Consider the following 24,960-nt stretch of genomic DNA (forward strand, 5'->3'; position numbering starts at 1 on the left):
CAGGTCGGCATTGATAAAGATTGGACAATTGGCCTCATTAGGCAAGTATTCACGGGCAAAGGTAGTTTTTCCTGCGCTGTTTGGACCTGCATAATGATGACTTTTTTCATCGGCCTAGAAGTTGGTCAATTCTTTCAAAAACGACTTCGGCTGGGATGGTTTTTACCTTGTTGGAAAGGATGTCATCCAGACGTTGCTTGGAAATAGTTAGCCACGCTTGCTCATCCAAGCTGAGTTCCCGCCTTTGAGGGAAAGATGAATGATTGGCGTGGCTCTTATCCATTATTTCTGCCAAGTATCCTTCAACGTTACCGTTCTGTTAAACACTGGCTTGCCAGTCACGCTATCTTTTCTGTCCGCGACAAAATAGCCATGACGCTCAAACTGGTAGCTGTCGCCTGGGTTGGCTTCCTGGGCGCTTTGCTCAAGCTGGGCGGTGATGACTTTGACAGAATCCGGGTTAATGTCTTCTAAAAAGTCTTTGTCGCCGCTGCCCGGGTGGGCTTCTTTAAACAGGCGGTCGTACAGGCGGATTTCGGCGGTGTAAGCGTGGTTAGCGCTGACCCAGTGGATATTGCCTTTGACCTTGACGCTATCCGCACCCGGCGTGCCGGATTTAGTGTCTGGCAGGTATTCGCAATGCACGGTGGTGACGTTGCCAGCTGCATCTTTTTCACAGCTGAGGCATTTGACCACGTAGCCGTATCGCAGGCGCACCATGTTGCCTGGGAACAGGCGGAAGTAGCCTTTGGAAGGTTCTTCCATAAAGTCTTCGCGCTCTATCCACAGCTCTTTGGAGAGTTTGACCACGCGTTTGCCCAGCTCAGGGTTTTGCGGGTGGTTAGGGGCGTAGCAATCTTCGTCTTGGCCTTCTGGGTAATTATCAATCACCAGTTTGATCGGGTCGAGCACGCCGATTTTGCGTGGTGCGGATTCGTTGAGGACTTCGCGCATGCAGTCTTCGAGGATGCTGTAATCAATCCAGGAGTCTGCCTTGGAGACGCCGATACGGTCTGTAAACAGCTTAAAGCCTTCTGGCGTGTAACCGCGACGGCGAGCACCGGCCAGCGTCGGCAGGCGTGGGTCATCCCAGCCAGTCACATGTTTTTCTTCGACTAACTGAATCAGCTTGCGCTTGGAGAGCACGACATAGGTCAGGTTGAGGCGTGCAAACTCATATTGGTAAGGCACCGGGTTGGCCAGCAAGCCAGCTTCAACCAGGCGCGCCATTAGCCAGTCATAAAACGGGCGTTGATCTTCAAACTCTAGCGTGCAGATGGAGTGGGTGATTTGCTCCAGTGCATCTTCGATTGGGTGGGCGAAGGTATACATCGGGTAGATGCACCATTGGTCGCCGGTGTTGTGGTGGTGCGCGCGGCGAATGCGGTAAATGGCCGGGTCGCGCATATTGATGTTGGGCGAGGCCATATCGATTTTTGCGCGCAACAACATGCTGCCATCTGGGTGCTTGCCATCGCGCATTTCACGGAAAATACGCAAGTTGTCTTCTACGCTGCGGTTGCGGTAAGGCGAATCTTTACCTGGCTCAGTCAGTGTGCCACGGTTGATACGTACCTCTTCGGCGGTTTGTTCGTCGACATAGGCGTGACCATTGGTAATCAGCGCTTCTGCGGCTTGGTACATCACATCAAAATAATCCGAGGCAAAATAAAGATTATTTTCTTTGCTGCCATTGGGCGTGGCGTTGTCCCAGCCAAAGCCCAGCCATTGCACCATGTCAGAGATGCTGTCTACATATTCCTGGCTTTCTTTTTCCGGGTTGGTGTCGTCAAAGCGCAAATGGCAAACACCGCCGTAATCACGCGCCAGGCCAAAGTTTAAAAAGATGGATTTAGCATGGCCAATGTGCAGGTAGCCGTTAGGCTCTGGCGGAAAGCGTGTGCGGATTTTGGCAAAATCGACCTGCCCGGTAGATTGGTGTGCAGCATCACCGGGGCTACCTGCCCATTTTTTAGTCGCATATTTGTGCTCGGCCAGATCTTTTTCGATAATGGCACGAATAAAATTGGAGGCGGCGGGGATCGGTTCTTTTTGTGTAGACATGGCGGTTCTTGAAGTTGCTAAAGTGTGCTTATTTTACACGGTTAGCGACCTGACCCAAAACGCTTAATACAGGGCGTTTCGGGCTTTTATCGCCCGGCCTGACAGGGCGGGTATGCTACACTGCGGGCTATGAATATACGCATGATTATCGCCACTCACCGGTTGTTATGAACAAGCTGGCATTTCCTATTCTGGCCGTGCTGGCGGATGGTAAATTTCACTCTGGTGAAGACTTGGCCCAGCGTTTTGGCGTCACGCGCGCCACGGTATATAACGCGATTCAATCTGCTGAGCAGCTAGGCATCAAGGTGTTTTCAGTCCGTGGACGCGGATATCGCTTGCCCAAGCCGCTGACCTTGCTCGATGCAGATCAAATTACCCAGGCCTGTGGCGAGTATGCGCCCTGGTTTCATGTGCAAGTGCTGGCGCAGGTTGATTCCACTAACCGCTATTTAATGCAGGAGAGTGCGCGCGGTATTGCCCATGCGACCTGTGTGGCGGCGCATATGCAGACAGCCGGGCGCGGTCGACGCGGCCGTTCCTGGCATTCTCAATTGGGTGGTAGCCTGACTTTTTCATTGCTCTGGCGCTTTCAATGTGGTGCGGCTGGCTTGTCTGGCTTGAGTCTGGTGGTCGGTTTGGCATTAGTGCGGGCCTTGCACACGATGGGCTTAACCAGCGTGCGCTTAAAATGGCCGAATGACTTGCTGGTGTTGCAAGCGGGCAGTTGGCACAAGCTGGGCGGGATTCTGATTGAGCTGCAGGGGGATATGGAAGGCCCAAGTGCAGCGGTGATCGGCATAGGCCTCAATTTGGAATTGGAGGCTGACTTACAACAGCAGATTGACCAGGCGGCGATGGGCCTAAATCAGTTGTCGGGTGCGCCTGTAGACCCTAACCACTTGCTCGGCCACTGCTTGAACCAGTTGGCGCAACACTTAAGCCTGTTTGCCGAGCATGGTTTTGTCTATTTTCAGCCCGAGTGGACGGCGTATCATGCTTTTGAGCAGCAAGCTGTGAATCTGCTGTTAGCCAATGGCCAGTCGGTTCCCGGTCGCGTGGTTGGCGTAGCTGAAGAGGGCAGTTTGCTGGTGGAAACCGCTGCCGGTATTCAGCGCTTTAACGCAGGCGAAATCAGCGTGCGGAGTGCGTCATGAAACTGCTGATTGATGCCGGCAATAGCCGCACCAAATGGGCCTGGTGTCCTGAGCAATCGAGCCAGCCGACAGCGCTGCAGATCAATACCCTGGATAATCAAGACTGGTTTGAGGGCACCGCACAGGCGCAAGCCTTGCACGCCGCAATTGCTAAGGCGAGCCGGATCTATTTAAGCAATGTGGCGGGCGAGCGCTGGCTGCAAGCCTTGCCCGAGCGGGATCAACGTTTGCAAGCTATTGTCGCCACCTCTTTAGCCTTGGGTTTGCAAAACAGCTACAGTCAACCTTCGCAACTGGGTAGCGACCGCTGGTGCAGCCTGTTAGCGGTATGGCGTAGCGAGGGAAAATCAGCATTGGTCGTCAGTGCGGGTACCGCAATGACGATGGATGCGCTGCTAGTCAAGCAAGAAGTTAAGCAAGAGCTCAAACAAGTACAGGCGATGTTTGCTGGCGGCAGTATCCAGCCTGGCTTGCGACTGATGTGGCAAAGTTTGCAACAAGGGGCGGCGCAACTCGATTATGCCTATCCCGACCTTGACGCTGGCACGGAGGGCTTTGCGCAAAATAGCCAGCATGCCATGTGGGTGGGCTGCGTGCAGGCGCTGGCTGCTTCGGTGGCTGCCCAATATGCGCGCTTGTGCCAGCAGCTGGGTCATGTGCCTTTATTGTTCATGAGTGGCGGCGATGCAGATTTAATCGTCAGATATTTGCCGCATGCATTGTCAGCACAGGCGATTATTGTGGATAATCTGGTATTAAAGGGATTGGCCTGCCTGGCTGAGTGTTCAGACGAATGAAAAGTATAAGAGAATGAAAAAAATATTCTGGATATTGGTATTGCTGAATGTGGTGGTGTTTGCTTATTTTGAGCGCGATGCCCTGTCACCTGCCGTCAGTAGCCTTAAACCAGAGCTCCAGCCACAGCAAATTAAAATCCTCACCGAGCAGTCATTGCTGTCTTACCCCACACGCCATCCAGAGGCAGCGGTAAACGAGCCTTCCGATTCGGTAGTGCAGCCTGCTGATAACCATGGGCCTGCCAGTGAGCCAGTGTCAAAACCAGATGTCCAGGGTGCTGAAACTAAATGGCCTGAAACCAAGCCATCTGAGCAAAAATCTCCTGAGCCTAACAAGCCCGTGAGCTCCAAAGTGGTAGAAGCGAAACCCGCTGAAGCAAAGCAGGCAGAAAAAGCCCCGTCGGCTAAGCCCGCAGAACAACATACCGCGACGGCTGGCGCATGCTATGAGTGGAGCAGCTTCAACACCGCGCGCTTGAATGAAGCCTTGAGCCTGGCACAGCAACTCAATATCAAGACTCATACCAATCTGATCGGCAGTCCGCAGGATAATGTGCGTTACTGGATTTATAAACCGCCGCTACCTTCTGCCGAGGCTGCGCAAATCAAAGCCGATGAATTACGTAAACTCGGTGTGGAGGATTTCTTTGTTGTGCAAGACGACCCCAAATGGCGGAACGCGATCTCGTTCGGAGTTTTTCGTGATGAAAAGCTGGCCGATAAGCTTATGCTAGACCTCAAAAACAAGGGGGTAAAATTGTTGATTAAAGCGACCCGCAATGGCGGCCAGGCGGTCATCAAATTGCAACAGGTCTCGCCACAACAACTTGCCGGTTTACAAAAAGCGCGTTCGCAGTTTCCAGATGCCGTGCTTAAAGAAATACCTTGTAATTAAAATTCACAAGGCGTTAAAACGATAGACATCAAAAAACCCGCATTCGCGGGTTTTTTGATAATCAGTCCTACTGTTGTGCTGCTTTTTTGGCCGCTTCTTCTTCCTTGGCTTTATCTTCTTGAATTTTCTTCAGCAAATCCCCATTGGCTTTCAGGCCTGTCATGATTTGATTATCTACATTGTTTTTACGATCAAACACAAGACTATCGCCTAAAATCACTTTTACCCAGTCTGGATAGCTGTAAGCCGTCCCCTTGTTGTGATCAACAATCGCGCCTATGCCACCGCCAAACAGAATGTTACCCCACATCCCGCCATTGGCTCTGGAGACCAGAACAGCAAAACCAGACTCTGCATTATCCTTTTGACATTTAATTTCGAGGTTTTGACCAGAGCGATGCACAACCAGGCTACCCGGTGTTTTGGTGGACCACTCACCGCGCTCATTTTTTGCCGTACATTTGGCATCTTCAACGAGTTGATCTTGTTTGTTGTATGTTTCAACGCGAATCGGTTGATTTGAATCTTTGGTAATCGACGCACAACCCGAAAAAAGAAGGCTGCTTGCCATCACAAAAGCGACGTGATGATATTTCATATACTCCCTTATGTTGTTATTAGTTAACTCCCGTGAGCAGGAGTTAACTAATATTATAGAGGGCAGGTATATTTTTAGTAAGAGATGTTAATAAATTTATGTTTACCGCTTTTTCGGTGGCAGCATATCGGTGATGGTGCCTTCCTTGAGTTCAGCGGCAAAGCATACTGTTTCAGACAAGGTGGGGTGAGCATGAATGGTCAGACCCAGGTCATGCGCATCGGCGCCCATTTCAATCGCCAGCACAGCTTCAGCCAGCAACTCGCCAGCATTGACGCCAACGATTCCGGCACCAATCACACGGTGAGTGTCTTTGTCGAAAATCAGTTTGGTTGCGCCTTCGGTACGCGCGATAGACAAGGCGCGGCCACTGGCAGCCCACGGGAAGCTGGCTTTTTCGATCTCAATGCCTTTGGCTTTGGCTTCGGTTTCGGTGAGGCCCACCCAGGCCACTTCTGGGTCCGTATAGGCGACGGAAGGGATAACACTGGCGACAAATTCGACCTTGTGACCGGCAATCACTTCTGCGGCTACTTTCGCTTCATGCGTGGCTTTATGGGCCAGCATGGGTTGGCCAACGATATCACCAATCGCAAAAATGTGTGGGACATTGGTACGCATTTGTTTGTCGACGCTAATGAAGCCACGGTCATCGACGACCACGCCAGCGTTTTCGGCACCAATATTTTTACCATTCGGGCGGCGACCAATAGAAACGAGCACGCGGTCATATTTTTGCGTCTCTTGCGGCGCATTTGCACCTTCAAAGTCTACATAAATCCCATCCGCCTTGGCTTCGATCTTGGTGACTTTGGTCGACAACATAATGCTTTCAAAACGTTTTTCCATGCGTTTTTGCAGCGGACGCACCAGGTCGCGGTCACAACCGGTAATCAGGCCGTCCATAAATTCCACCACGCTCACTTTAGAGCCCAGCGCGTCGTAGACCGTCCCCATTTCGAGGCCGATAATGCCGCCGCCAATCACCAGCATACGGCCTGGGATATCGGCAAGAGCGAGTGCGCCAGTGGAGTCCATGATGCGTTCATCTTCAGGCGCCCCCGGAAATTTGGTGGCTTGTGAACCTGCGGCAATAATCGCATTCTCAAAACCGACCAGGGTGACTTTGCCATCGGCGCCGGTGACGGCAATCTGGTTTGGGCTGGTGAATTTACCGACGCCATTGACCACAGTGACACCGCGCGCCTTAGCCATCTGGGCCAAGCCACCAGTCAGCTTGCCGACGACATCGTTAGCTTTCCAGTTGCGCAGTTTGTCGAGATCAATATCCGGTTTGCCAAAGCGCAAGCCATGGTGTTCGGTTTCTTGCGCTTCAGTAATGACTTTAGCCGTGTGTAACAAGGCTTTGGAAGGGATACAGCCTACATTGAGACAGACGCCACCAAGTGTTGGATAGCGTTCTACCAGAACCACTTTCAGGCCAAGGTCGGCTGCACGGAAGGCGGCAGTGTAGCCGCCAGGCCCGGAGCCCAATACCATGACCTGGCAGGTGACATCATGATTACCTGTCGGTACCGCTGGGGCAGGGGCTGCCGTGACGTTGGCAGCGGGCGCCGCTGCAGCGGTGGTTTGTGTATCTGGTGCAGCAGCAGGTTGTGCGGCTGTCGTGGTTGATTCAGCACTTTCCAGCAGCAAGATCAGGCTGCCTTTGGCGACTTTGTCACCCACCTTGATTTTTAACTCCTTGACCACGCCTGCATGTGAGGAAGGAATGTCCATGGAAGCTTTGTCAGACTCCACGGTAATGAGGGAATCTTCTTTGGCCACGGTATCGCCGACGGCGACCAGCACTTCAATCACATCGACACTGTCAAAATTGCCGATATCCGGCACCACTATTTCAACCATTTGACTCATGAAAACCTTATGTATGCGTTAGTTTTGCTATTTTATCACCAAAAGAACAACCGCACTTTTGGCTTGTCACTGCTTGATTGTCCCGATAGATGTTTCAATCACATCGTGCATCAGCGTTTGGCGGGGGCGGTTGTGACCGGTTTAACCGCTGTGGCTGGCTTCATGGTGCAGGTTTCATGGCCGTAATTGCCGCCCGTATCATCTGGTTCGTAATAATCGTTTTTAAAGGTCCAGCCGGCCTTGCCCACTTTGCTGAATTGACCCATGCCGGTAGAGAATTCTGCATATTTGGCATCAGACAGTTTAAAGGTCATCGCCAACTGCTTGCCACGGGTAATAGCCTGGCCAGTGTAGCTTTGTTTGTTTTCCGTGTGTGTTGCCAGCTCGTAGACGGAAACTTGTGCTGTGCTGTTGCGGCGGTTCTTTTTGAGATAAATGGTCACTTCATAATCGCCGACAGCAATATTGTTGCCTTTGCACAAATATTCACCACTGTAATCCGGTGACGCGGCAGGGGCTGAAAACGCAGTGGATGAAAAAATTGCGAACAGACTAAAGGTGATTAAACAGGATTTAACGTTCATATGACTTCTGAAATAAATTTTTGGCGTGAGAAAGTTTAAAAGCCTGAGTTTTTTGCGAGACTTTTGAATACATTTCATCATAATTGCAATTACATAATTTACCAAGTCTCTTTTAGTGTTTTTGTCGCTTGCAGCTTGTAAAAGCAGGGCGCAAGCCTAGGTGATTTATGAGAGAATAGCCGCTATTTTTAGCAACCTCGTGACAAGGTGACCATATTGCAGCGTTTGTTATCAAGAATTTCACCCATCGTCTGGCTGACCTTGTTTATACTAGGCTCCGTTTACTACGTCTGGCGATTGCAGCAACCACAAGTGTTGCTTGAGGTGGATGCGGATGCGTTGCCCCTGCAATGCATCTCTTATTCTCCTTATTACAAGCCTGGCATGAGTCCGCTGGTCAAAGACATGCATGTCGATCCACTGCAGATTGAGCAGGATTTACAAGCCTTGTCCAAAGTCACGCGCTGTGTGCGCACTTATTCGGTCGGCCAGGGGATGGATTATGTGCCTAAGGCCGCGCAAAAACTGGGCATGAAAGTCATTCTTGGGGTCTGGATCGGCTGGCTGGAAGATCTCAACCAGGCAGAGCTCAAGCTAGCGGTGCAGCAAGCGAACCAGTATCCGGAGACCGTGCGTGGCATTGTGGTAGGGAACGAGGTCTTGTTGCGCGGCGAGCAGTCCGAGCCCAAGATGCATGGCTACCTGCAATGGGTGAAAGCCAATACCAAGGCGCCAGTCACCTATGCCGATGTGTGGGAGTTTTGGCTCAAGCATCCTACTTTAGAGCAGGACGTGGACTTCGTCACCGTGCATATTCTGCCCTATTGGGAAGATAAGCCAGTTGCCATTGATCAGGCGGTTGCCCATACCGCCTCGGTGATGGGACATTTGGGCACAGTCTTTAAAAAACCTATTTTGATTGGTGAAACCGGCTGGCCATCGCAAGGTCGCCAACGCTTCTGGGCCAAGCCGAGCGCGATCAATCAAGCCAAATATATGCGTGGTTTTTTGCAGGCCGCCAAGCAGAGTCAATGGCAATATAACGTGATTGAAGCCGTGGATCAGCCTTGGAAGCGTGAGCTGGAGGGCACGGTCGGGGGGTATTGGGGCGTACTTGATACGGACCTAAAACCCAAATTCAGCTTGCAGGGAGCGATGGCTGAGCGTGCAGATGGCTTGCAACCCTATCTGGCCGCGCTCGGCCTGGGGCTGCTATTCGTTGCCTATGGATTTTATCGCCATCGCCCAGCGAATCAATTGGCGGTACTCGCATTAAGCGGCATGCTGCTGGGCTTGCATGCCTATCTGCAACTGGAATATGTACACTTGGCGGCCCGTAATTCTCTAGAGCTGAGCATGCTGGCTGGGCTTGCCGTGCTGGGGTGGGGACTGCTTGGCTTGCAGCTCCGGCACTGGCTGGGGTTGAACGCAAAAGCTTGCCTGGAACAAGCCGCGCTCCGACTGCTGGCGGTCGGATTCTTGCTGACCAGCGGCGCGCTTGCAGTCAATGGGCGCTATCTGGATTTTCCCATCATCTTGGTCTGCCTGCCATTGGTCGTGATCACGATTTCTTTATTGATGCTACGCGCTCAGACTGGTCAAACAGGGGCCGTCAATGCTGGATTCTGGCTGGTGGCTGCACTGCTGGTCATGGCTGCCAATTGCGCCGTGGCCGTGGCGATCATGGAGCCAGGGAATACCATGGCCTGGTGGTGGACTGCTGTCTGCGGTGTTGCCTTGCTGATATTACCTCTCAGAAGCCTACAAGTAGGTATTCCGCTGACAGTCAACGCTGCTGATTCAGCGTATCATTCAGTTTAAAACAATAACTCATCAATAACGGGAAGTATGAGAAGTGATCGTTTCATGGTTTAAAAAATTGCTGCCAAGTCTGGCGTTTGCGATAGTCTTTTCAGCGTTGCATTTTGGCCTCTGGACGCTGGCCAACCGGGCGCTGCCACTGATCAGTGTCAAGCCGGAAGTCAATGGATTTGCCTACACCGGCTACCGGGCCAACCAAAGCCCGCTCGAAGGGCAGCATCCGAACACCGCCGAACTGGCGCAAGATCTCGACCTCATGCATAAACATACGCGCCACATTCGTATGTATTCATCACTGGATTTGAACGAGGTGATCCCGCTGGCCGCCAAGCGCAATATGAATGTGATTGCGGGGGCCTGGATAGATGCAGACAAGCAGAAAAATACGCGGGAAGTGTCTGCCTTGCTCGAAAAGCTGGAAAACTACAGCAATATTGACCGTGTGATTGTTGGCAACGAATCGCTGTTGCGTAACGATTTGCCGGTTCCGTCCTTGATTGAATACCTGGATTTTGTCCGCGAACATAGCAATGTGCCGGTGTCTACCGCCGAGCCTTGGCATGTCTGGCTCAAACACCCGGAGTTGGTGAAGCATGTGGATTATATTGCGGTACACCTGCTGCCTTACCATGAAGGCGTGCCGGTTGAAAAAGCCGTGCAATACACCATTGAACGCTATAACCAGCTCATGGAAGCTTATCCCCGTAAAAAAATCGTGATCACCGAGGTAGGCTGGCCCAGTCGTGGTCCAGCGATTGGTGCTTCTGTCGCCAGCGAAGTCAACCAGGCGCGTTTTATCCGCGAGTTCCTGGCCCGTAACTCCATTGAGGATCTGGATTTTTACCTGATGGAAGCGTTTGACCAGCCCTGGAAAGTTGCGCTGGAAGGCTGGGCGGGTGCCTATTGGGGCATGTATAACGCTGATCGCCACCAGAAATACTCCCTGCAAGACGCGGTGCCACCGAATACGCGCTGGATTGCCAAAGCCACTTGGTCTACGGTGTTGGCATTTATCCCGATGATGTTTATTGCCTGGCGCTTTAAACACTGGGGCATAGGGGGCGTATTGTCGATGGCGGTGTTGTTTCAGGCCTGTATCACGACCTTGACCATTGCCTGGAATCTGCCAGGTGACTACTACTACACCTTGCGCGATTTTGTGGTTCTGATCGGGCTGATATTGGGTATTGCACTGACCTCGATGGTGTTGATGATCTACGCCGCCGAGTTTAGTGAGGTCATGTTTAAACCTTACTGGCGGCGGTTCTTTAAACGCGCCCAGCCATTACCTGCCGATCAGGAGTTATTTGTCTCTATCCACCTGGCCTGTTACAATGAGCCGCCAGAAATGGTCATTGCCACGATTGATAGCCTGCGTAATCTGAACTACACGCGTTATGAAGTGATTGTGGTGGATAACAACACCAAGGATGAGGCGAAATGGAAGCCGCTTGAGGCTTATATGGCGAATATGCCAGATAACTTCCATTTTTATCACTTGCCTTCCTGGCCAGGCTTTAAAGCGGGCGCGCTGAATTTTGCACTGGATAAAACCCACCCGAATGCGCAAGTGGTGGGGGTAGTCGATGCTGACTATGTGGTGACACCAGACTGGTTATCCGACCTCGTCCCTCATTTTCAGGAATCGCAAGTGGCGGTCGTACAAGCACCACAAGCCCACCGTGAATGGGAAAATCATTTCTTCCACCGCATGTGTAACTGGGAGTTTGAAGGTTTCTTCCGCATTGGCATGCATCACCGCCATGAGCGTAATGCGCTGATCCAGCATGGCACCATGACACTGATCCGCCGTGAGTCGTTGCAAACGCTGGGCGGCTGGTCTGAGTGGTGTATTTGTGAGGATACCGAACTTGGGTTGCGATTGCTCGAGAGAAACATGGAGTTGCGTTATATTGATGAAACCTTTGGGCGTGGCTTAACACCGGCCAACTTCAAAGCCTTGAAATCACAACGTAATCGCTGGGCATTTGGGGCGATGCAAATACTTAAACATCACATGCCAAAGTTGTTGGGTAAATCATCACTCAACTTTAGTCAGCGCTACCACTTTTTGACTGGCTGGTTTGGCTGGTTTGGGGAGGCCTTGCAACTGATCTTCACCATCGGTTCTATCGGCTGGACGATTGCCATGTTGGCATTCCCTAAATACTTCAGTTTGCCAGTGGTGGTCATGATTGTTCCCATACTGTGTTTCCTGGCGATCAAGGCCATTCTGGGACCAGTCTTGTACCGCAAAACCATGCATTGCAGCTGGATGGATATCTTTGGCGCTTCACTGGCCAGCTTGGGTTTATCACATGCCATTGCTCGGGGTATCATCAGTGGCCTGACACACAAGGCAGGCGTCTTTGTCGTGACGAATAAAACCAAAGCCAAACTTAGTAATTGGCAGCTGATCGCGCCAATCAAGGAGGAGTTGACGATTCTGATCTCTCTGTTGCTCAGCGCAGCAGCCATGCTGTATTCGCGCGGTTTTAGCAACCTGGATGCGCAATTGTGGGTTTCCATGCTCGCGCTGCAATCCCTGCCGTACTGGAGTGCATTGGCATGCCAGTGGATATCGGAACGCAAGTAGACCAATTAGCGCAAGATCATCTTGATGCTTTTCCACCCGAGCGGGTGGAAAAGCCACTTATATACAAAGGACGTGCGGCCAGCAGCAATCAGGTCAGCCGCTTTGATCCACATCGCCGCGAAATCATTGATGACGGCTGGGGCAGTCTGGATGAAGAGGCGCCGGCCCTACGCACAGAAGTCATGCTGGATGCGGCTAAAAGCGTCATCAATTACATTCAATCTCCAGACCTGCCGTTTGATCGTACCCTGAATCATTACCGTGGCTGTGAGCATGGCTGTATTTATTGCTATGCCAGACCCACGCATGCCTATCTGGGGCTTTCTCCCGGCCTCGATTTTGAGTCACGCTTGCTCATGAAGGCGGAGGCTGCCGAGCTCCTGAAAAAGGAATTGGCACACCCCAAATACCGCTGTGCGCCGATTGCCATCGGTATGAATACGGACAGCTACCAACCCATAGAGCGTGAATATCAACTGACGCGCCAGGTGATTCAGGTGCTGAGCGACGCCAATCATCCCTTTAGCCTGGTCACCAAGTCCTCACTGGTTGAGCGTGATATTGACCTGATTGCGCCTATGGCGGCCAAGGGGTTGGCCAGTATTTATCTGAGTATTACCACGTTAGATCGTCAGATTGCCAGACGGCTTGAACCGCGGGCAGCCGCGCCTGAGCGTCGTTTTGAAACACTGCGTAAACTGAGTGCGGCGGGCATTCCAACCGGCGTGATGGTGGCGCCGGTGATTCCGGCCTTAACAGACTGTGATATGGAAAAGATTCTTGAACAGGCGTATCAGGCAGGCGCGCGCAAGGCGGGCTATGTGTTTTTGCGCTTGCCGCATGAATTAAGTGATTTATTCCAGGCGTGGTTGCAACAGTATTTTCCACTCAAGGCCGACCATGTCATGAGCTTAATCAAGCAAAGCCGCGGCGGTAAAGCCTATCAAAGTGGTTTTGGTCAGCGCATGCGTGGTGAGGGCATATTTGCCGACCTGCTGGCGCATCGTTTTAAACTCAGTTGCCAGAAATTGGGCATGTCAGGTGAACGGCTTGATTTGCGCACGGATTTGTTCTCTGCAGATCCTAGCTGGGGGCGTGCTACTAAGCTTCAACAGCAATTCTCATTGTTCTAAAAAATATTGAGCACTATCGTCGGTATGCGTTGATTGAGATATAATTGCGTCTTATTCTCAATTAATAGCAACCCGAAATGTTTTATCGAAAGACACGATTGTCGCTGGTTGAGATTTTCACATCATTCTCAGAAAGCGCTTAGTGCAACATCCACGCCAACTCTCAGCCAATGTCCGACGTGCAAAAACCATTCGCTGGTTACGACAGGTGCATGGATGGTTAGGTTTATGGGGAGCATTACTGGGGTTGCTGTTTGGCGTCACCGGTATTCTGCTGGATCACCGCAATACCCTTAAAATCCCTGCAGTTCAAATCGAGCAAAAAGAAATTCAGCTGACAGTCCCCGCTGCTTATACCGCGACAAAGCAGGACTTTGTTCGATACCTGCAACAGACATTTGAGATTGACCATGCGCCTTTTCAAAAGAAGGCCAAGCCTGCATTCAAGAACAAATCTTCCGCACGGTTTATGGGTAAAACCTTAGCGCAGCCAGAAAAATGGGAAGTCGAATTCCGTATGCCGCAACTAAAACTTACCGCAGAGTACGTGGTGGGTAATGAATATGCGCTGGTACGCAAGGAAGAGGTAAATGCCTGGGGATTTTTGACCAACCTGCACAAAGGGACGGGCGCAAGTGTGGGTTGGGTACTTATGGCTGATACGTTGGCGGGTGGGCTGATTGTGTTGTCTATCACGGGTGTATTGCTCTGGACCAAAATGCGTCAGTCAAGATTGATATTGGCGGGATTGATGGGGAGCTCTTTGATAATGGGCGTGTGGTTGACACTGGCGATGTTGTAACCATTGCTTGGAAAGTATTTAAGTAGCGCTTACGCTGTGGTTAGTTGGATTTATGTTAATATATTGAATGATAATGATTATTATTTAATATAGAGAGTGATCCATGAAGTTCCAGACCGCGGCCCTGGTCGCAGCCACCTTGTCTACATCCATGGCAAGTGCAGAAGCGTTGCAGCCCGACCATCAAACCTTGCCAGAAGTGGCCGTCAAAACAAACAAAATCGCAGAGTCAACCACTGCCCCGATTAAAAAATATCGGGCCAGTCAGGCACGTACCGCAACAAAAACTGATCTGCCAATTAACGAAACCAGCCAATCCATCTCGGTGGTCAGCAGTGAGCAAATGCGCGATCAAGCGGTGCAAACGCTGGCGGAATCGCTACGTTTTGTGGCTGGGGTGGATGCCGGGCAACGAGGCCGGCGCGGGCTGGATGACTTTTCGATTCGTGGCTTTGTGCAAAGTGATTATGTGCTCAGAGATGGGATGCGGATGGCGTATGACCTCTCCTGGATACAAGCTGAGCCTTTCGGTCTGGAGCGGGTAGAAGTGCTTAAAGGGCCTTCTTCTGTGCTTTATGGCCAGACCGGTCCGGGCGGCTTTGTCAATTTAGTCAGCAAGCGTCCAACCGACACCCCTATGGCCCGTTTTGGCATGGCTTTTGGCAATTATCAGCAACAGCAATACACGGCAGACATTTCTGATGCGCTGAATCAGGATAAAACCCTGCGTTACCGCTTGGTGGCCTTGACTGCCAGCAGTGATGACCAGGTCGATTTTGTCGATAGAAAGCGCCAGTATGTGGCCCCTTCACTGACTTGGGATATCAGTGACAATACCAGTTTGACGGTATTGACCAGCTATCAAAAGAGCAGTTATGTGCCGATACGCGGATTACCTGCCGATGGCACCATCTTGCCTAACATAAATGGCGATATTTCCTTCAAACGTTTTGTCGGTGTGCCCGGCCTGGACCATTACGATACAGAACAAACTTTGCTCGGTTATGAGTTCTCGCATGCTTTTAATGCGCATTTGAGTTTTAGGCAAAACGTACGCTATAACACCCTCAATTTGAACGGCACCTTTACCGAACCACGGACGCTTTCAGCCAATCAGCTCAACTATAATCGTAGTGCGTCTATTCGTGATTTGTCTGCCCAAATGTGGACCTTGGATCATCAATTGTCTGCCAACTTCACGACTGCAGCTTTTAGTCATCAAATGCTTTTTGGGTTAGACCACATCCGTTATTATTTAAACCGCTTTTATGCGACTCGAAGCGTCTCGGCTTTAAATCTGTTCAATCCCAATTACAGTAATGTCAGTTTGGGCAATGTGACTGTGACCGGGAATAGCACAGGTAGTGACGAGTTATTGCAACAAGGAGTTTATTGGCAAGATCTGGTTAAATTTGGAGAGGGCTGGAATCTGCAACTGGGCTTGCGTCATGACCGCTCTGAAATTAATCAGAACCGGATTACAGGCAACAATAGCCAAAGCAATGCACACAAAACCACTGGCAAGCTGGGCCTGCTATATGCGTTTGAAAATGGCTGGTCGCCTTATGTCAGTTACAGTGAATCGTTTGTGCCTTTGGTTGGGAGTACCTTTGCGGGAACACCTTTTGTGCCAGAAACCGGACAGCAAAAAGAAGCCGGTCTTAAGTACGCCTCTCCTGATCAGCGCTTTTCCACAACCTTCTCTGTGTATGAGTTAAAGCGGCAGAATGTGACCACCAATGATCCGGTTAATGGCGCCAGCTTTAGTGTGCAAACAGGCGAACAGCGCCACCGCGGTTTTGAGTGGGAGGCGACGGGACAAGTGACTGATGATCTCAACCTGGTCGCCAGCTATACCTACATTGATGCGGAAGTGACCAAAAGCAACTCGACCAATCTGGGCAAGCGGCCCATTCTGGTCGCAAATCATATGGCGAATGCCTGGCTTAATTACAATCTGAGTGCAATTCTGCCTGGCTTAAGCGTCGGAGCAGGGGTGCGTCATATCGGTAAACAAGCGGGCAATGAGACCAACACATTTGATGTTCCCGACTACACCTTGTTTGATGCGGGCATTTATTACACACGAGACGCATGGCGTTTTGCACTCAACGGCAAAAATCTGGCCAATAAACGCTACATTGCTGGCTGCTCCAGCCAATCCGTTTGTTTTACCGGTGACCCGCAAATGTTGTTACTGACTGCAAATTACGCATTTAAATAATTTAGGCAAGACATGATGCAGGCTGACCATGGATCAGCGCATTAAACGCAGTTAATATCGCAGCATGAATGATTTATTGTTTGTCTATGGCACCCTGCGTCAGGGCAATACTAATGCGATGGCGCTGTATCTGGCTCAGCAGGCTGATTTTGTCGCCTATGGCTGGTTTCAGGGGCTGATGTATCAGATCAGCTTCTATCCTGGCGTTGTGGCTTCTAACGACCACTGTCATCGTGTATATGGAGAGGTATATCGCCTCCGAGATACGCAAAGTGTGTTGACCATGCTGGATGAGTATGAAGAATGCAGTGCCCGGCATCCACAACCCGCGGAATATCAACGGGTTCAAACACAGATTATCACGATAGATGATCAGCTGCTTGAGCCAGTATGGATTTATCTCTACCAATGGCCTGTAGCAGATAAGGCGAGGATAGTGACCGGGGACTTTATGCACCCGATACAGATGGCTTAAAACACAAAGGGCGCTTTCCGCGCCCTTTGCGTATTTACTCGTCTAAAAATCAGAGTAACAAGCGTCTTACATCACTCAGCATCACACGCAGATGGCTGGTGAAACGTGCGCCGTCCGCGCCGTCGATGACGCGGTGATCGTATGACAATGACAACGGCATGATCAGGCGTGGGTCAAAACCGCCCGTGTCTTTGTTGTACACCGGCTGCATGGCCGCACGGGAAACTCCCAGAATTGCGACTTCAGGGCAGTTGATAATCGGCGTAAACATGGTGCCGCCAATGCCACCGAGGCTAGAGATGGTAAAGCAGCCACCCTGCATTTCCTCAACTTTCAGCTTGCGCTCACGGGCCTTGGCAGACAGGTCCGCCAGGTCACGTGCAATGTCCATCACGTCTTTCTGGTTCACGTCACGTACCACAGGCACGACCAGGCCGTCCGGTGTATCGCAGGCGAAGCCAATGTTGTAATACTGCTTGAGGATCAGGCTATCGCCTTCAGGGGACAAGGAGGCGTTAAAGTTAGGGTAAGTACGCAGGGCGTTGACCACTGCTTTCATCAGAAAAGCCAGCAAAGTCAATTTCACGCCACGCTTCTCGGCTTCGGCCAGCATGGACTTACGGAAGTCTTCGAGGTCGGTAATGTCAGCTTCATCAAACTGTGTTACATGCGGCGCGGTGACCCAGTTGCGGTGCAAGTTGGCACCAGACAGTTTCTTGATGCGGGAAAGTGGTTTGGTCTCGATATTGCCGAACTGGCTGAAATCAATGACCGGCATGGGCAAGGTGCTTAAACCACCGCTAGTACTCATGCTTTCAGAGCGTGGTTTAGACAGTTCGCCTTTGACGTAGGCTTGTACATCACTTTGCAAAATACGGTTTTTAGGGCCGCTGGCTTTCACCAGTGACAGGCTCACCCCCAGTTCACGCGCAAACTTGCGGACGGACGGGCTGGCATGTGCCAGTTTGCCGCTGCTGGCTACGGTGCTGGCAGCCACCGGGTTAGGCGTGGCTTGCGGCTGGATGACTTGGGGAACTTCAGCCACCGGGCGGGTAGGCTCAGGAATTGCAACCTTGGCTTCATCCACCGTTACAGTAGCCACCACAGGTGTGGCGGTCGGCTGCGGGGCCACTTTTTCTGCCGGTGCCGCTTCGCCAGCGGTATCCAGGGTCAGAATCAGGGCGCCTTGCTTGGTTTTGTCGCCCACTTTGATGTGAATTTCCTTGACCACGCCAGACAGCGAAGAGGGGATATCCATAGAGGCTTTGTCAGACTCTACGGTGATTAATGAATCTTCCTTGGCGACGGTGTCACCGACGCTGACCAGGACTTCAATGACGTCGACGCTGTCAAAGTTGCCGATATCCGGCACCAGTACTTCTTTGATAGACATATTGTGTATGTTCCTTATGTCGTGACCTTAGATCGTAGCCGGGTTGGCACGACTAATGTCGATATTGTATTTTTTAATGGCTTCGGCGGCCTTGCTGGCTGGCAGTTTGCCGTCGTCCGCCAGGGCTTTCAGTGCGGCCAGCGTCACATAGTAACGGTCAACTTCAAAGAAGCTGCGCAGGGCTTCACGGGAGTCAGAGCGGCCGTAGCCGTCTGTACCCAGGGTCACGAATCTGTTGGGTACAAATGGACGAATCTGGTCGGCAAAGCTGCGCATGTAATCCGTAGAGGCAATCACAGGGCCCTCTGCTTTTTGCAGCGAGGCTTCAACATAGCTCAGTTTAGGTTTGGCTTCTGGATGCAGCAGGTTGTGACGCTCGGCGTCAATACCGTCGCGACGCAGCTCGGTAAAGCTGGTCACACTCCAAACATCCGCAGACACGCCCCAGTCTTGTTCCAGCAACTCGGCGGCAGCAATCACTTCACGCAGAATCACACCGGAACCCATCAATTGTACTTTCGGGCCTTTGGCTTTCGACTTGCTGAAGCTGTACATGCCTTTGAGGATGCCCTCGGTACTGCCTTCCGGCATAGCCGGATGGCTATAGTTTTCGTTCATCAGGGTGATGTAGTAATACACATCTTCCTGATTTTGTACCATGCGGCGCATGCCTTCCTGGATGATCACAGCCAGCTCGTAAGCAAAGGTAGGATCGTAGGAGATACAGTTAGGAATGGTCGCGGACATCAAGTGGCTATGACCGTCTTCATGTTGCAAGCCTTCACCGTTGAGGGTGGTACGGCCAGCAGTCGCGCCCAGCAAGAAACCACGGGCACGGCTGTCGCCCGCGGCCCAGGCAAAGTCGCCAATACGCTGGAAGCCAAACATGGAGTAGTAGATGTAGAACGGAATCATCTGGGTGCCAGTGACGCTGTAAGACGTCGCCGCGGCCAGCCAGCTGGCAAAAGAGCCGGCTTCGTTAATGCCTTCTTCTAAAATCTGGCCGCTTTGTGATTCCTTGTAGAACATCACTTGGTCAGAATCTTGTGGCTCATACAACTGGCCGACAGAAGAGTAAATGCCTAATTGACGGAACATGCCTTCCATGCCAAACGTACGCGCTTCATCCGGCACGATAGGCACCACATATTTGCCGACTTGTTTGTCACGCACCAGCGTAGATAAGATACGCACAAAGGCCATAGTGGTGGAGATTTCACGGTCACCGGTGGCGCCCAGCATATTTTCAAACGCGGACAGTTCAGGCACGGTTAGCTCGTTACCTTTACGGCGGCGGCTAGGTACAAAGCCACCTAAAGCTGCGCGGCGCTCCATCATGTACTTGATTTCCGGGCTGTCTTCCGCCGGACGGTAGTAAGACAGGTTTTCTACCTGTTCATCGGTCAATGGCAGGTCAAAGCGGTCACGGAACGCCTTCAGTGAGGCAATGTCCATGCTCTTTTGCTGGTGGGTGGTATTCTGGCCTTCGCCGGCTTCGCCCATGCCATAACCTTTAACAGTTTTGGCGAGGATAACGGTGGGTTGACCTTTATGAGTCACTGCAGCCTGGTAAGCCGCAAATACTTTGTGCGGATCATGACCACCACGGTTCAGTCGCCAGATGTCGGCATCTGACATCGCAGCCACCATTTCACGCAGTTCTGGATATTTGCCAAAGAAATGCTCGCGGGTATAGGCGCCGCCTTTTTGTTTAAAGTTCTGGTATTCACCGTCCACGCACTCTTCCATGCGTTTGCGCAGAAGGCCGTCTTTATCCATGGCCAGCAGCGGATCCCAGTAAGAACCCCAAATGACCTTGATCGCGTTCCAGCCCGCGCCGCGGAAGTTGGATTCCAATTCCTGAATAATCTTGCCGTTGCCGCGTACCGGGCCATCCAAGCGCTGCAAGTTACAGTTAATGACAAAAATCAGGTTATCCAGACCTTCACGCGCCGCCAGCGAGATCGCGCCTTGTGATTCTGGCTCATCCATCTCGCCATCGCCACAGAATACCCAGACTTTGCGGTCTGAGGTATCGGCAATGCCACGGTTATGCAGGTACTTGAGGAAACGTGCCTGGTAAATCCCGGCCAATGGGCCTAAACCCATGGACACGGTAGGAAACTGCCAGAAGTCAGGCATCAGCCAGGGGTGCGGGTAGCTGGACAGGCCATTGCCACCGGTTTCCTGACGGAAGTTATCCATCTGCTCTTCAGTGATGCGGCCTTCAAGGAAGGCACGTGCGTACACACCTGGCGAGGAGTGGCCCTGGAAATACACACAGTCGCCGCCAAAGCTCTCGTTGGCTGCACGGAAAAAGTGGTTAAAGCCCACATCATATAAAGTGGCTGCCGACTGGAAGCTGGCGATGTGACCGCCAATGCCGGGCGATTTTTCATTGGCACGCAACACGGTCATGATCGCATTCCAGCGAATCAGGGCGCGGATACGGCGCTCCATCTCGGGATCGCCTTGCAGTTTAGCCTGCAAGTGGGTGGGGATGGTATTCACATAAGCGGTGGTCGCTTTGTAAGGCAAATGGCCGCCAGAACGGCGGGCCTGATCAATCATTGCTTCCAACAGAAAGTGGGCACGTTCTGGCCCTTCATTCTCAATGACTGCGCTGAGGGCTTCTAACCACTCCTGGGTTTCTTGTGCGTCTGTTTCATTGAGGTGTGCTTGCGAATGCGTTGCCATGCGTGAGGATTCTCCGAGTTTTAAGTCGCTATGCGTATAATCTAGCTTCGAGCAATGCCTAGAGCTGAGAAAGTGTTGATTACCAAGAAGGGATTCCGAAATTGGACACTACTTTTATGGTATCACGTTGCTGCACTCAAGTGATGAGTCTCAGCAAGCTATCAATTAGCTGTAAGTGTCTCTTTTTTGACGCTTTTGGTCAAGTTTTGCATCAGCTAGACACGCTTGTCTACTGGCTTTTGCTACGTTTATTTAATATTTTATATAAGAGTGTTTTCTGACTGTATGCGCATCGAGTGGTCCCAAAATTCTGAAGTCAATTCAACCGTGTTGTCCGCATTTGCGCAGCATATTTTGCTGGTATTTGAAGAAAAATACTTTTCCACCCTGCCATTTGGCGAAGCATTAGCCGCAAAACTGGCGCGGGCTGGCCTCACTGCCGCTGATTTGGCACAAAAGCCGGTCACGCTTGAATGGCCAGATGGCCGCCTGGTGAGTCTGGTACAGGTCGAGGCCAGTAGTCCTCGTTTTGCGTTGAATAGCCTGTTACGCAGTGCGGTAAAGCCGTTGCTGGAGGAGCATCCTGCGCGCATCGCTATTGGTGTATATGCAAAAAATCAGGCCACCGTGCTGGCCCGGCAGGCGGCGTATGTCACGCTGGTGAATGCGCAAGCTTTGCCGGTACTCAAGAAAAAGCACAAGGGTCAGTCCTTACGAGAAATCGGTCTGTTTGGTGTCGATGCCCTGGACTGGACGGAAGAAGTCACCGCCTTGGTCGCTGGCAATACCGTGTGCCGCGCCTTGACCATGACGCCGCCCAATATGTTGACGCCATCGCTGTATCAACAGTGCTTGCAATCGATGGCCAGCGAAAAAGGGTGGCAATATGAGGCGTTTGATATTGATAGGCTAAGGGCGTTGGGCGCAGGTGCTTTTGTGGCCGTCGCGCAAGGCTCGGAGCCGCAGGATGCCGCGATTGTGAGGTTGAGCTATCGCCATCCGCAGGCGAAAAAAACGCTGGCGCTGGTGGGCAAGGGCATTTGCTTTGATACCGGCGGCCATAATTTGAAATCGGCCAAATATATGCAAGGCATGCATCAGGACATGAACGGCAGCGCGGTGGCGGTTGGCGTGTTGCAGGCAATTAGCGCACAACAGTTGGCTGTGAATGTGGACTGCTGGCTGGCCCTGGCGCAAAACCATATTGGCCCCAACGCTTACAAGCAAAATGATGTGGTCACGGCGCTCAATGGCATGACCATCGAAATCGTGCATACCGATGCCGAAGGCCGTATGGTGCTGGCTGACACCCTGACCCTGGCCAGCCGCAGCAAACCGGATGTCATGCTTGATTACGCCACACTCACCGGCAGCATGCAAACCGCGCTGGGGTCGCGCATGAGCGGCATTATTGCCAACCAGCCCAGCCTGGCGCAGCAGATGGTCGAGGCCGGTACTGAGAGTGGCGAGCGAGTGGTGGCGTTTCCATATGCAGAAGATTACGACAGCGAGTTGGACAGCGAGATTGCCGACATCAAGCAGTGCACCATGGACAGTGATGCGGACCATATGCTTGCTGCAAGGTTTTTAGGCAAGTTTATCGAGCATGAGGTCGATTGGTGCCACATAGACTTATCGTCTTATACACACAAGGACGGTTTGGGTGCGGTCGCCAGTGAGGTGAATGGCTTTGGTGTGGCCCTCACCTTGCAATGGCTTAAGCAGTTTCTCGCCAGCAAAGCTAAACGTTAATTTGGGGGTGCGTGCTAGCCACACGCCCCGCATCTGGCCAGCCATTCGCGTCCTTTGAGCATCAGGTGCCAATAGACCTTTGGTAAAAGGTATTTCTTGAGCCACCAGGCAGAACGGCGGGCTTTGGTTGAATCCCAAGGGAAGGTAGGGACAATTTTGCCACCATAGCCAAATTCCGCCAGGATGATTTTGCCTTTTTCAACCGTCAGCGGGCAGGAACCATAACCGTCATAACGCGAGGGCAGTGCCAGGCCCGCCCGCGCCGCCAACAGGTTTTTTGCGGCAATGACCACTTGTTTGCGAGCTGCCGCTGCGGTTTTGGCATTGGGGGTGTTGGTGCAGTCACCTACGCCGAAAATATCTGGATAGCGCACATGTTGCAAACTGTGCTGATCGACTTCCACCCAGCCATCCGCATTCGCTAACGGGCTTTGCTTGATGAAGTCGGGCGCCGTTTGTGGCGGCACCACATGCAGCATGTCAAACGTTTCGCTGATGCGCTGCACGTTGCCGTCGGCATCCTTGATATTAAACCAGGCGGTTTTGTTGGGGCCGTCCACTTCTACCAGCGTGCTATTCAAATGCAAATCCACCTGATAGCGACGGATATACTGCATCAGCGGCTCCACATACTCTTTCACGCCAAACAAAGCGGGTGCGGCACTGTAAAACGAGGCCTTGATCTGGCCTAGCCGACCCTGCGCCAACCATTCTGCACAAGAAAGATAGAGCGCTTTTTGCGGTGCGCCTGCACATTTGATTGGCATGGGGGGCTGGGTGAACAGGGCTTTGCCCGACTGTAATTGCTGCACCAGTTGCCAGGTGTAAGGCGCCAGGTCAAAGCGGTAGTTTGATGTCACACCATGTTTGCCCAGCGTTTCTGGCAAACCTTTAATGCCCTCCCAATGCAGTTTAAGGCCTGCGGCAACCACCAGTTGTTGATATTGAATCTTGCCCAGGCGGTCAGTGACAACGTGTTTTTCTTCAGGCATAAAGCCGGTCGCTGCCGCGTGTAGCCAGGTGACACCATGCGGGATGCATTCAGCCATGGGGCGTACCGTATTCGCTGCGTCAAACTCGCCCGTGCCGACTAAGGTCCAGGCAGGCTGGTAATAATGCTGCGTAGCCGGCTCAATAATGGCAATCGCAAGTGTGTTATCGCGCTTTTTCAGACTGGCAGCCATAGCGCAACCCGCCGCGCCACCACCGACAATCACAATATCAAAGTTATTTTTTTGCATGGTGTGAAACCGTCTTCTCTTATTGATTTTTATTCTTTGAACCAGCCTTTAACTTTATCCAGTAAACCCTCTTTGGTCTCCGCTGATCCACCGCAACAAGCAGGTTTGCTTTGGGCAACCACAGCGGGCGACTGTAAGGCCAGTTGGTAGACTTGATTGGCCCGGTTGCCAGTACGGCAAAAGCCGACGACGGGTCCCGGGTGGCTGATCAGCAAGGTTTGCAGTTGAGCCACATGCTCGGTTGAGATCTGGTTGGGGACTACCGGGATGTACGCATAGGCTATGCCTAGCGCCGCTGCTTGCGAGGCCAAGGCCTCGCTGACAGGCTGCGATTCACCGCCCTCGCCATCAGGCCTGAAGTTGACCACCAAGGTCGTGCCTTGCGCAGCCAGCGCATCTAAGTCAGTAGGCGTGAGTTGGTCGCTGATACTGTAATGTTGGTCGATTTGTTTGAGATTCATCGTGACGTCCTCGGCAATGATGCATGGTCCCCGCCGGATTATTTGCAAAACTCGTGGTGTAACACTTGGATCACCGCAAGCGCGGCGGGGCTGCCTATGCGGTAAAACACGTTTTTACCTTCGCGGCGGGTGGTCACCAGCTGCGCTTCGCGCAACACGGTTAACTGTTGTGACAAGCTGGGCTGCCTGAGATTCAGGCAGGCTTCTAATTCACTGACGGATTTTTCGCCTTGTGACAGTTGGCACAACAGCATCAAACGGTCTGTATTGGCCATGGCCTTCATTAACTGACTGGCTTGATCGGCCGAGGCCCTTAGCTGATCAAACAGATCCACCGCAATTTCTGAAGTTTGCATATTACCCCTTGCATAATCATTTATATTTTTATTTTC

General features: G+C 51.9%; 19 protein-coding genes. 10 read left to right on the plus strand and 9 right to left on the minus strand.

Going from position 1 to position 24,960, the window contains the following annotated elements; all coding sequences use genetic code 11:
• Window positions 1–282 precede the first annotated feature (282 nt).
• Window positions 283–2,064 carry a glutamine--tRNA ligase/YqeY domain fusion protein gene (locus tag AACH41_RS04975; RefSeq protein ID WP_338657164.1) on the minus strand — a complete coding sequence of 594 codons (1,782 nt, stop codon included), beginning with the start codon at window positions 2,062–2,064 and terminating at the stop codon, window positions 283–285.
• Between the two features lie 167 nt (window positions 2,065–2,231).
• On the opposite strand from AACH41_RS04975, the gene AACH41_RS04980 reads away from it, so the two are divergent.
• Genes AACH41_RS04980 through AACH41_RS04990 form a run of 3 tightly spaced genes read left to right on the plus strand, consistent with a single transcriptional unit; the run spans window position 2,232 to window position 4,913 of the window.
• Window positions 2,232–3,221 (plus strand): biotin--[acetyl-CoA-carboxylase] ligase, encoded by a 990-nt coding sequence (locus AACH41_RS04980; protein ID WP_338657166.1) that lies wholly within the window; start codon window positions 2,232–2,234, stop codon window positions 3,219–3,221.
• Window positions 3,218–4,018, plus strand: coding sequence for a type III pantothenate kinase (locus AACH41_RS04985; protein WP_338657169.1), 801 nt, complete (start codon window positions 3,218–3,220; stop codon window positions 4,016–4,018). Before AACH41_RS04980 ends, AACH41_RS04985 begins: the two co-directional genes overlap by 4 nt.
• Before the next feature lie 13 nt (window positions 4,019–4,031).
• Window positions 4,032–4,913 carry an SPOR domain-containing protein gene (locus AACH41_RS04990; protein ID WP_338657171.1) on the plus strand — a complete coding sequence of 294 codons (882 nt, stop codon included), beginning with the start codon at window positions 4,032–4,034 and terminating at the stop codon, window positions 4,911–4,913.
• A gap of 67 nt (window positions 4,914–4,980) precedes the next feature.
• On the opposite strand, the gene AACH41_RS04995 is transcribed toward AACH41_RS04990, so the two are convergent.
• From AACH41_RS04995 to AACH41_RS05005, 3 genes are all read right to left on the minus strand, one after another.
• Entirely contained in the window at window positions 4,981–5,511 is a 531-nt protein-coding gene (locus tag AACH41_RS04995) for a hypothetical protein (RefSeq protein ID WP_338657174.1), read from the minus strand.
• A 102-nt stretch (window positions 5,512–5,613) separates the two neighbouring features.
• The gene (gene lpdA, locus AACH41_RS05000) at window positions 5,614–7,389 is read right to left on the minus strand and encodes a dihydrolipoyl dehydrogenase (protein WP_338657176.1); all 1,776 of its coding nucleotides are present in this window, start codon (window positions 7,387–7,389) and stop codon (window positions 5,614–5,616) included.
• Between the two features lie 110 nt (window positions 7,390–7,499).
• Window positions 7,500–7,973 carry a hypothetical protein gene (locus AACH41_RS05005; RefSeq protein WP_194747104.1) on the minus strand — a complete coding sequence of 158 codons (474 nt, stop codon included), beginning with the start codon at window positions 7,971–7,973 and terminating at the stop codon, window positions 7,500–7,502.
• A gap of 207 nt (window positions 7,974–8,180) precedes the next feature.
• Between AACH41_RS05005 and AACH41_RS05010 the strand changes: the two genes are divergently transcribed.
• The 6 genes from AACH41_RS05010 (at window position 8,181) to AACH41_RS05035 (ending at window position 17,024) form a co-directional block, all read left to right on the plus strand.
• Complete coding sequence (locus tag AACH41_RS05010; RefSeq protein WP_338657179.1) at window positions 8,181–9,794, plus strand: hypothetical protein; 1,614 nt, start codon at window positions 8,181–8,183, stop codon at window positions 9,792–9,794.
• A 34-nt stretch (window positions 9,795–9,828) separates the two neighbouring features.
• Entirely contained in the window at window positions 9,829–12,390 is a 2,562-nt protein-coding gene (locus tag AACH41_RS05015) for a glycosyltransferase (RefSeq protein WP_338657181.1), read from the plus strand.
• Window positions 12,363–13,523 carry a PA0069 family radical SAM protein gene (locus AACH41_RS05020; RefSeq protein WP_275356906.1) on the plus strand — a complete coding sequence of 387 codons (1,161 nt, stop codon included), beginning with the start codon at window positions 12,363–12,365 and terminating at the stop codon, window positions 13,521–13,523. The genes AACH41_RS05015 and AACH41_RS05020 overlap by 28 nt, the downstream gene beginning before the upstream one ends.
• Window positions 13,524–13,665: 142 nt before the next feature.
• Complete coding sequence (locus AACH41_RS05025; RefSeq protein ID WP_338657185.1) at window positions 13,666–14,325, plus strand: PepSY-associated TM helix domain-containing protein; 660 nt, start codon at window positions 13,666–13,668, stop codon at window positions 14,323–14,325.
• A 103-nt stretch (window positions 14,326–14,428) separates the two neighbouring features.
• Window positions 14,429–16,549: a TonB-dependent siderophore receptor gene (locus AACH41_RS05030; protein WP_338657187.1), complete on the plus strand. Its 2,121-nt coding sequence runs from the start codon at window positions 14,429–14,431 to the stop codon at window positions 16,547–16,549.
• A gap of 64 nt (window positions 16,550–16,613) precedes the next feature.
• Window positions 16,614–17,024 (plus strand): gamma-glutamylcyclotransferase family protein, encoded by a 411-nt coding sequence (locus AACH41_RS05035; RefSeq protein WP_338657189.1) that lies wholly within the window; start codon window positions 16,614–16,616, stop codon window positions 17,022–17,024.
• A gap of 49 nt (window positions 17,025–17,073) precedes the next feature.
• Here AACH41_RS05035 and aceF read toward each other — a convergent pair whose 3' ends face one another.
• Both aceF and aceE read right to left on the minus strand, forming a co-directional pair.
• Window positions 17,074–18,417, minus strand: a complete 1,344-nt coding sequence (gene aceF / locus AACH41_RS05040; protein WP_313983974.1) for a dihydrolipoyllysine-residue acetyltransferase — start codon at window positions 18,415–18,417, stop codon at window positions 17,074–17,076.
• A gap of 27 nt (window positions 18,418–18,444) precedes the next feature.
• Window positions 18,445–21,114 carry a pyruvate dehydrogenase (acetyl-transferring), homodimeric type gene (gene aceE / locus AACH41_RS05045; RefSeq protein WP_338657195.1) on the minus strand — a complete coding sequence of 890 codons (2,670 nt, stop codon included), beginning with the start codon at window positions 21,112–21,114 and terminating at the stop codon, window positions 18,445–18,447.
• Between the two features lie 285 nt (window positions 21,115–21,399).
• Here aceE and AACH41_RS05050 point away from each other — a divergent pair, with 285 nt between their 5' ends.
• A complete protein-coding gene (locus AACH41_RS05050) occupies window positions 21,400–22,866 on the plus strand; it encodes a leucyl aminopeptidase family protein (RefSeq protein ID WP_338657197.1) in 1,467 nt (488 codons plus the stop codon).
• A gap of 14 nt (window positions 22,867–22,880) precedes the next feature.
• Here the strand turns inward: AACH41_RS05050 and AACH41_RS05055 are convergent, their stop codons facing one another.
• The 3 genes from AACH41_RS05055 to AACH41_RS05065 are packed head-to-tail and all read right to left on the minus strand — an operon-like array spanning window position 22,881 to window position 24,924.
• Window positions 22,881–24,107 carry an FAD/NAD(P)-binding oxidoreductase gene (locus AACH41_RS05055; RefSeq protein ID WP_338657199.1) on the minus strand — a complete coding sequence of 409 codons (1,227 nt, stop codon included), beginning with the start codon at window positions 24,105–24,107 and terminating at the stop codon, window positions 22,881–22,883.
• 29 nt (window positions 24,108–24,136) lie between these two features.
• A complete protein-coding gene (locus AACH41_RS05060; protein ID WP_338657201.1) occupies window positions 24,137–24,568 on the minus strand; it encodes a sulfur transferase domain-containing protein in 432 nt (143 codons plus the stop codon).
• A 38-nt stretch (window positions 24,569–24,606) separates the two neighbouring features.
• Window positions 24,607–24,924, minus strand: a complete 318-nt coding sequence (locus tag AACH41_RS05065; RefSeq protein ID WP_194747095.1) for a metalloregulator ArsR/SmtB family transcription factor — start codon at window positions 24,922–24,924, stop codon at window positions 24,607–24,609.
• Window positions 24,925–24,960 lie beyond the last annotated feature (36 nt).

It is taken from the genome of Methylophilus sp. DW102, assembly GCF_037076555.1.
In the GTDB taxonomy this organism is placed as follows: domain Bacteria; phylum Pseudomonadota; class Gammaproteobacteria; order Burkholderiales; family Methylophilaceae; genus Methylophilus; species Methylophilus glucosoxydans.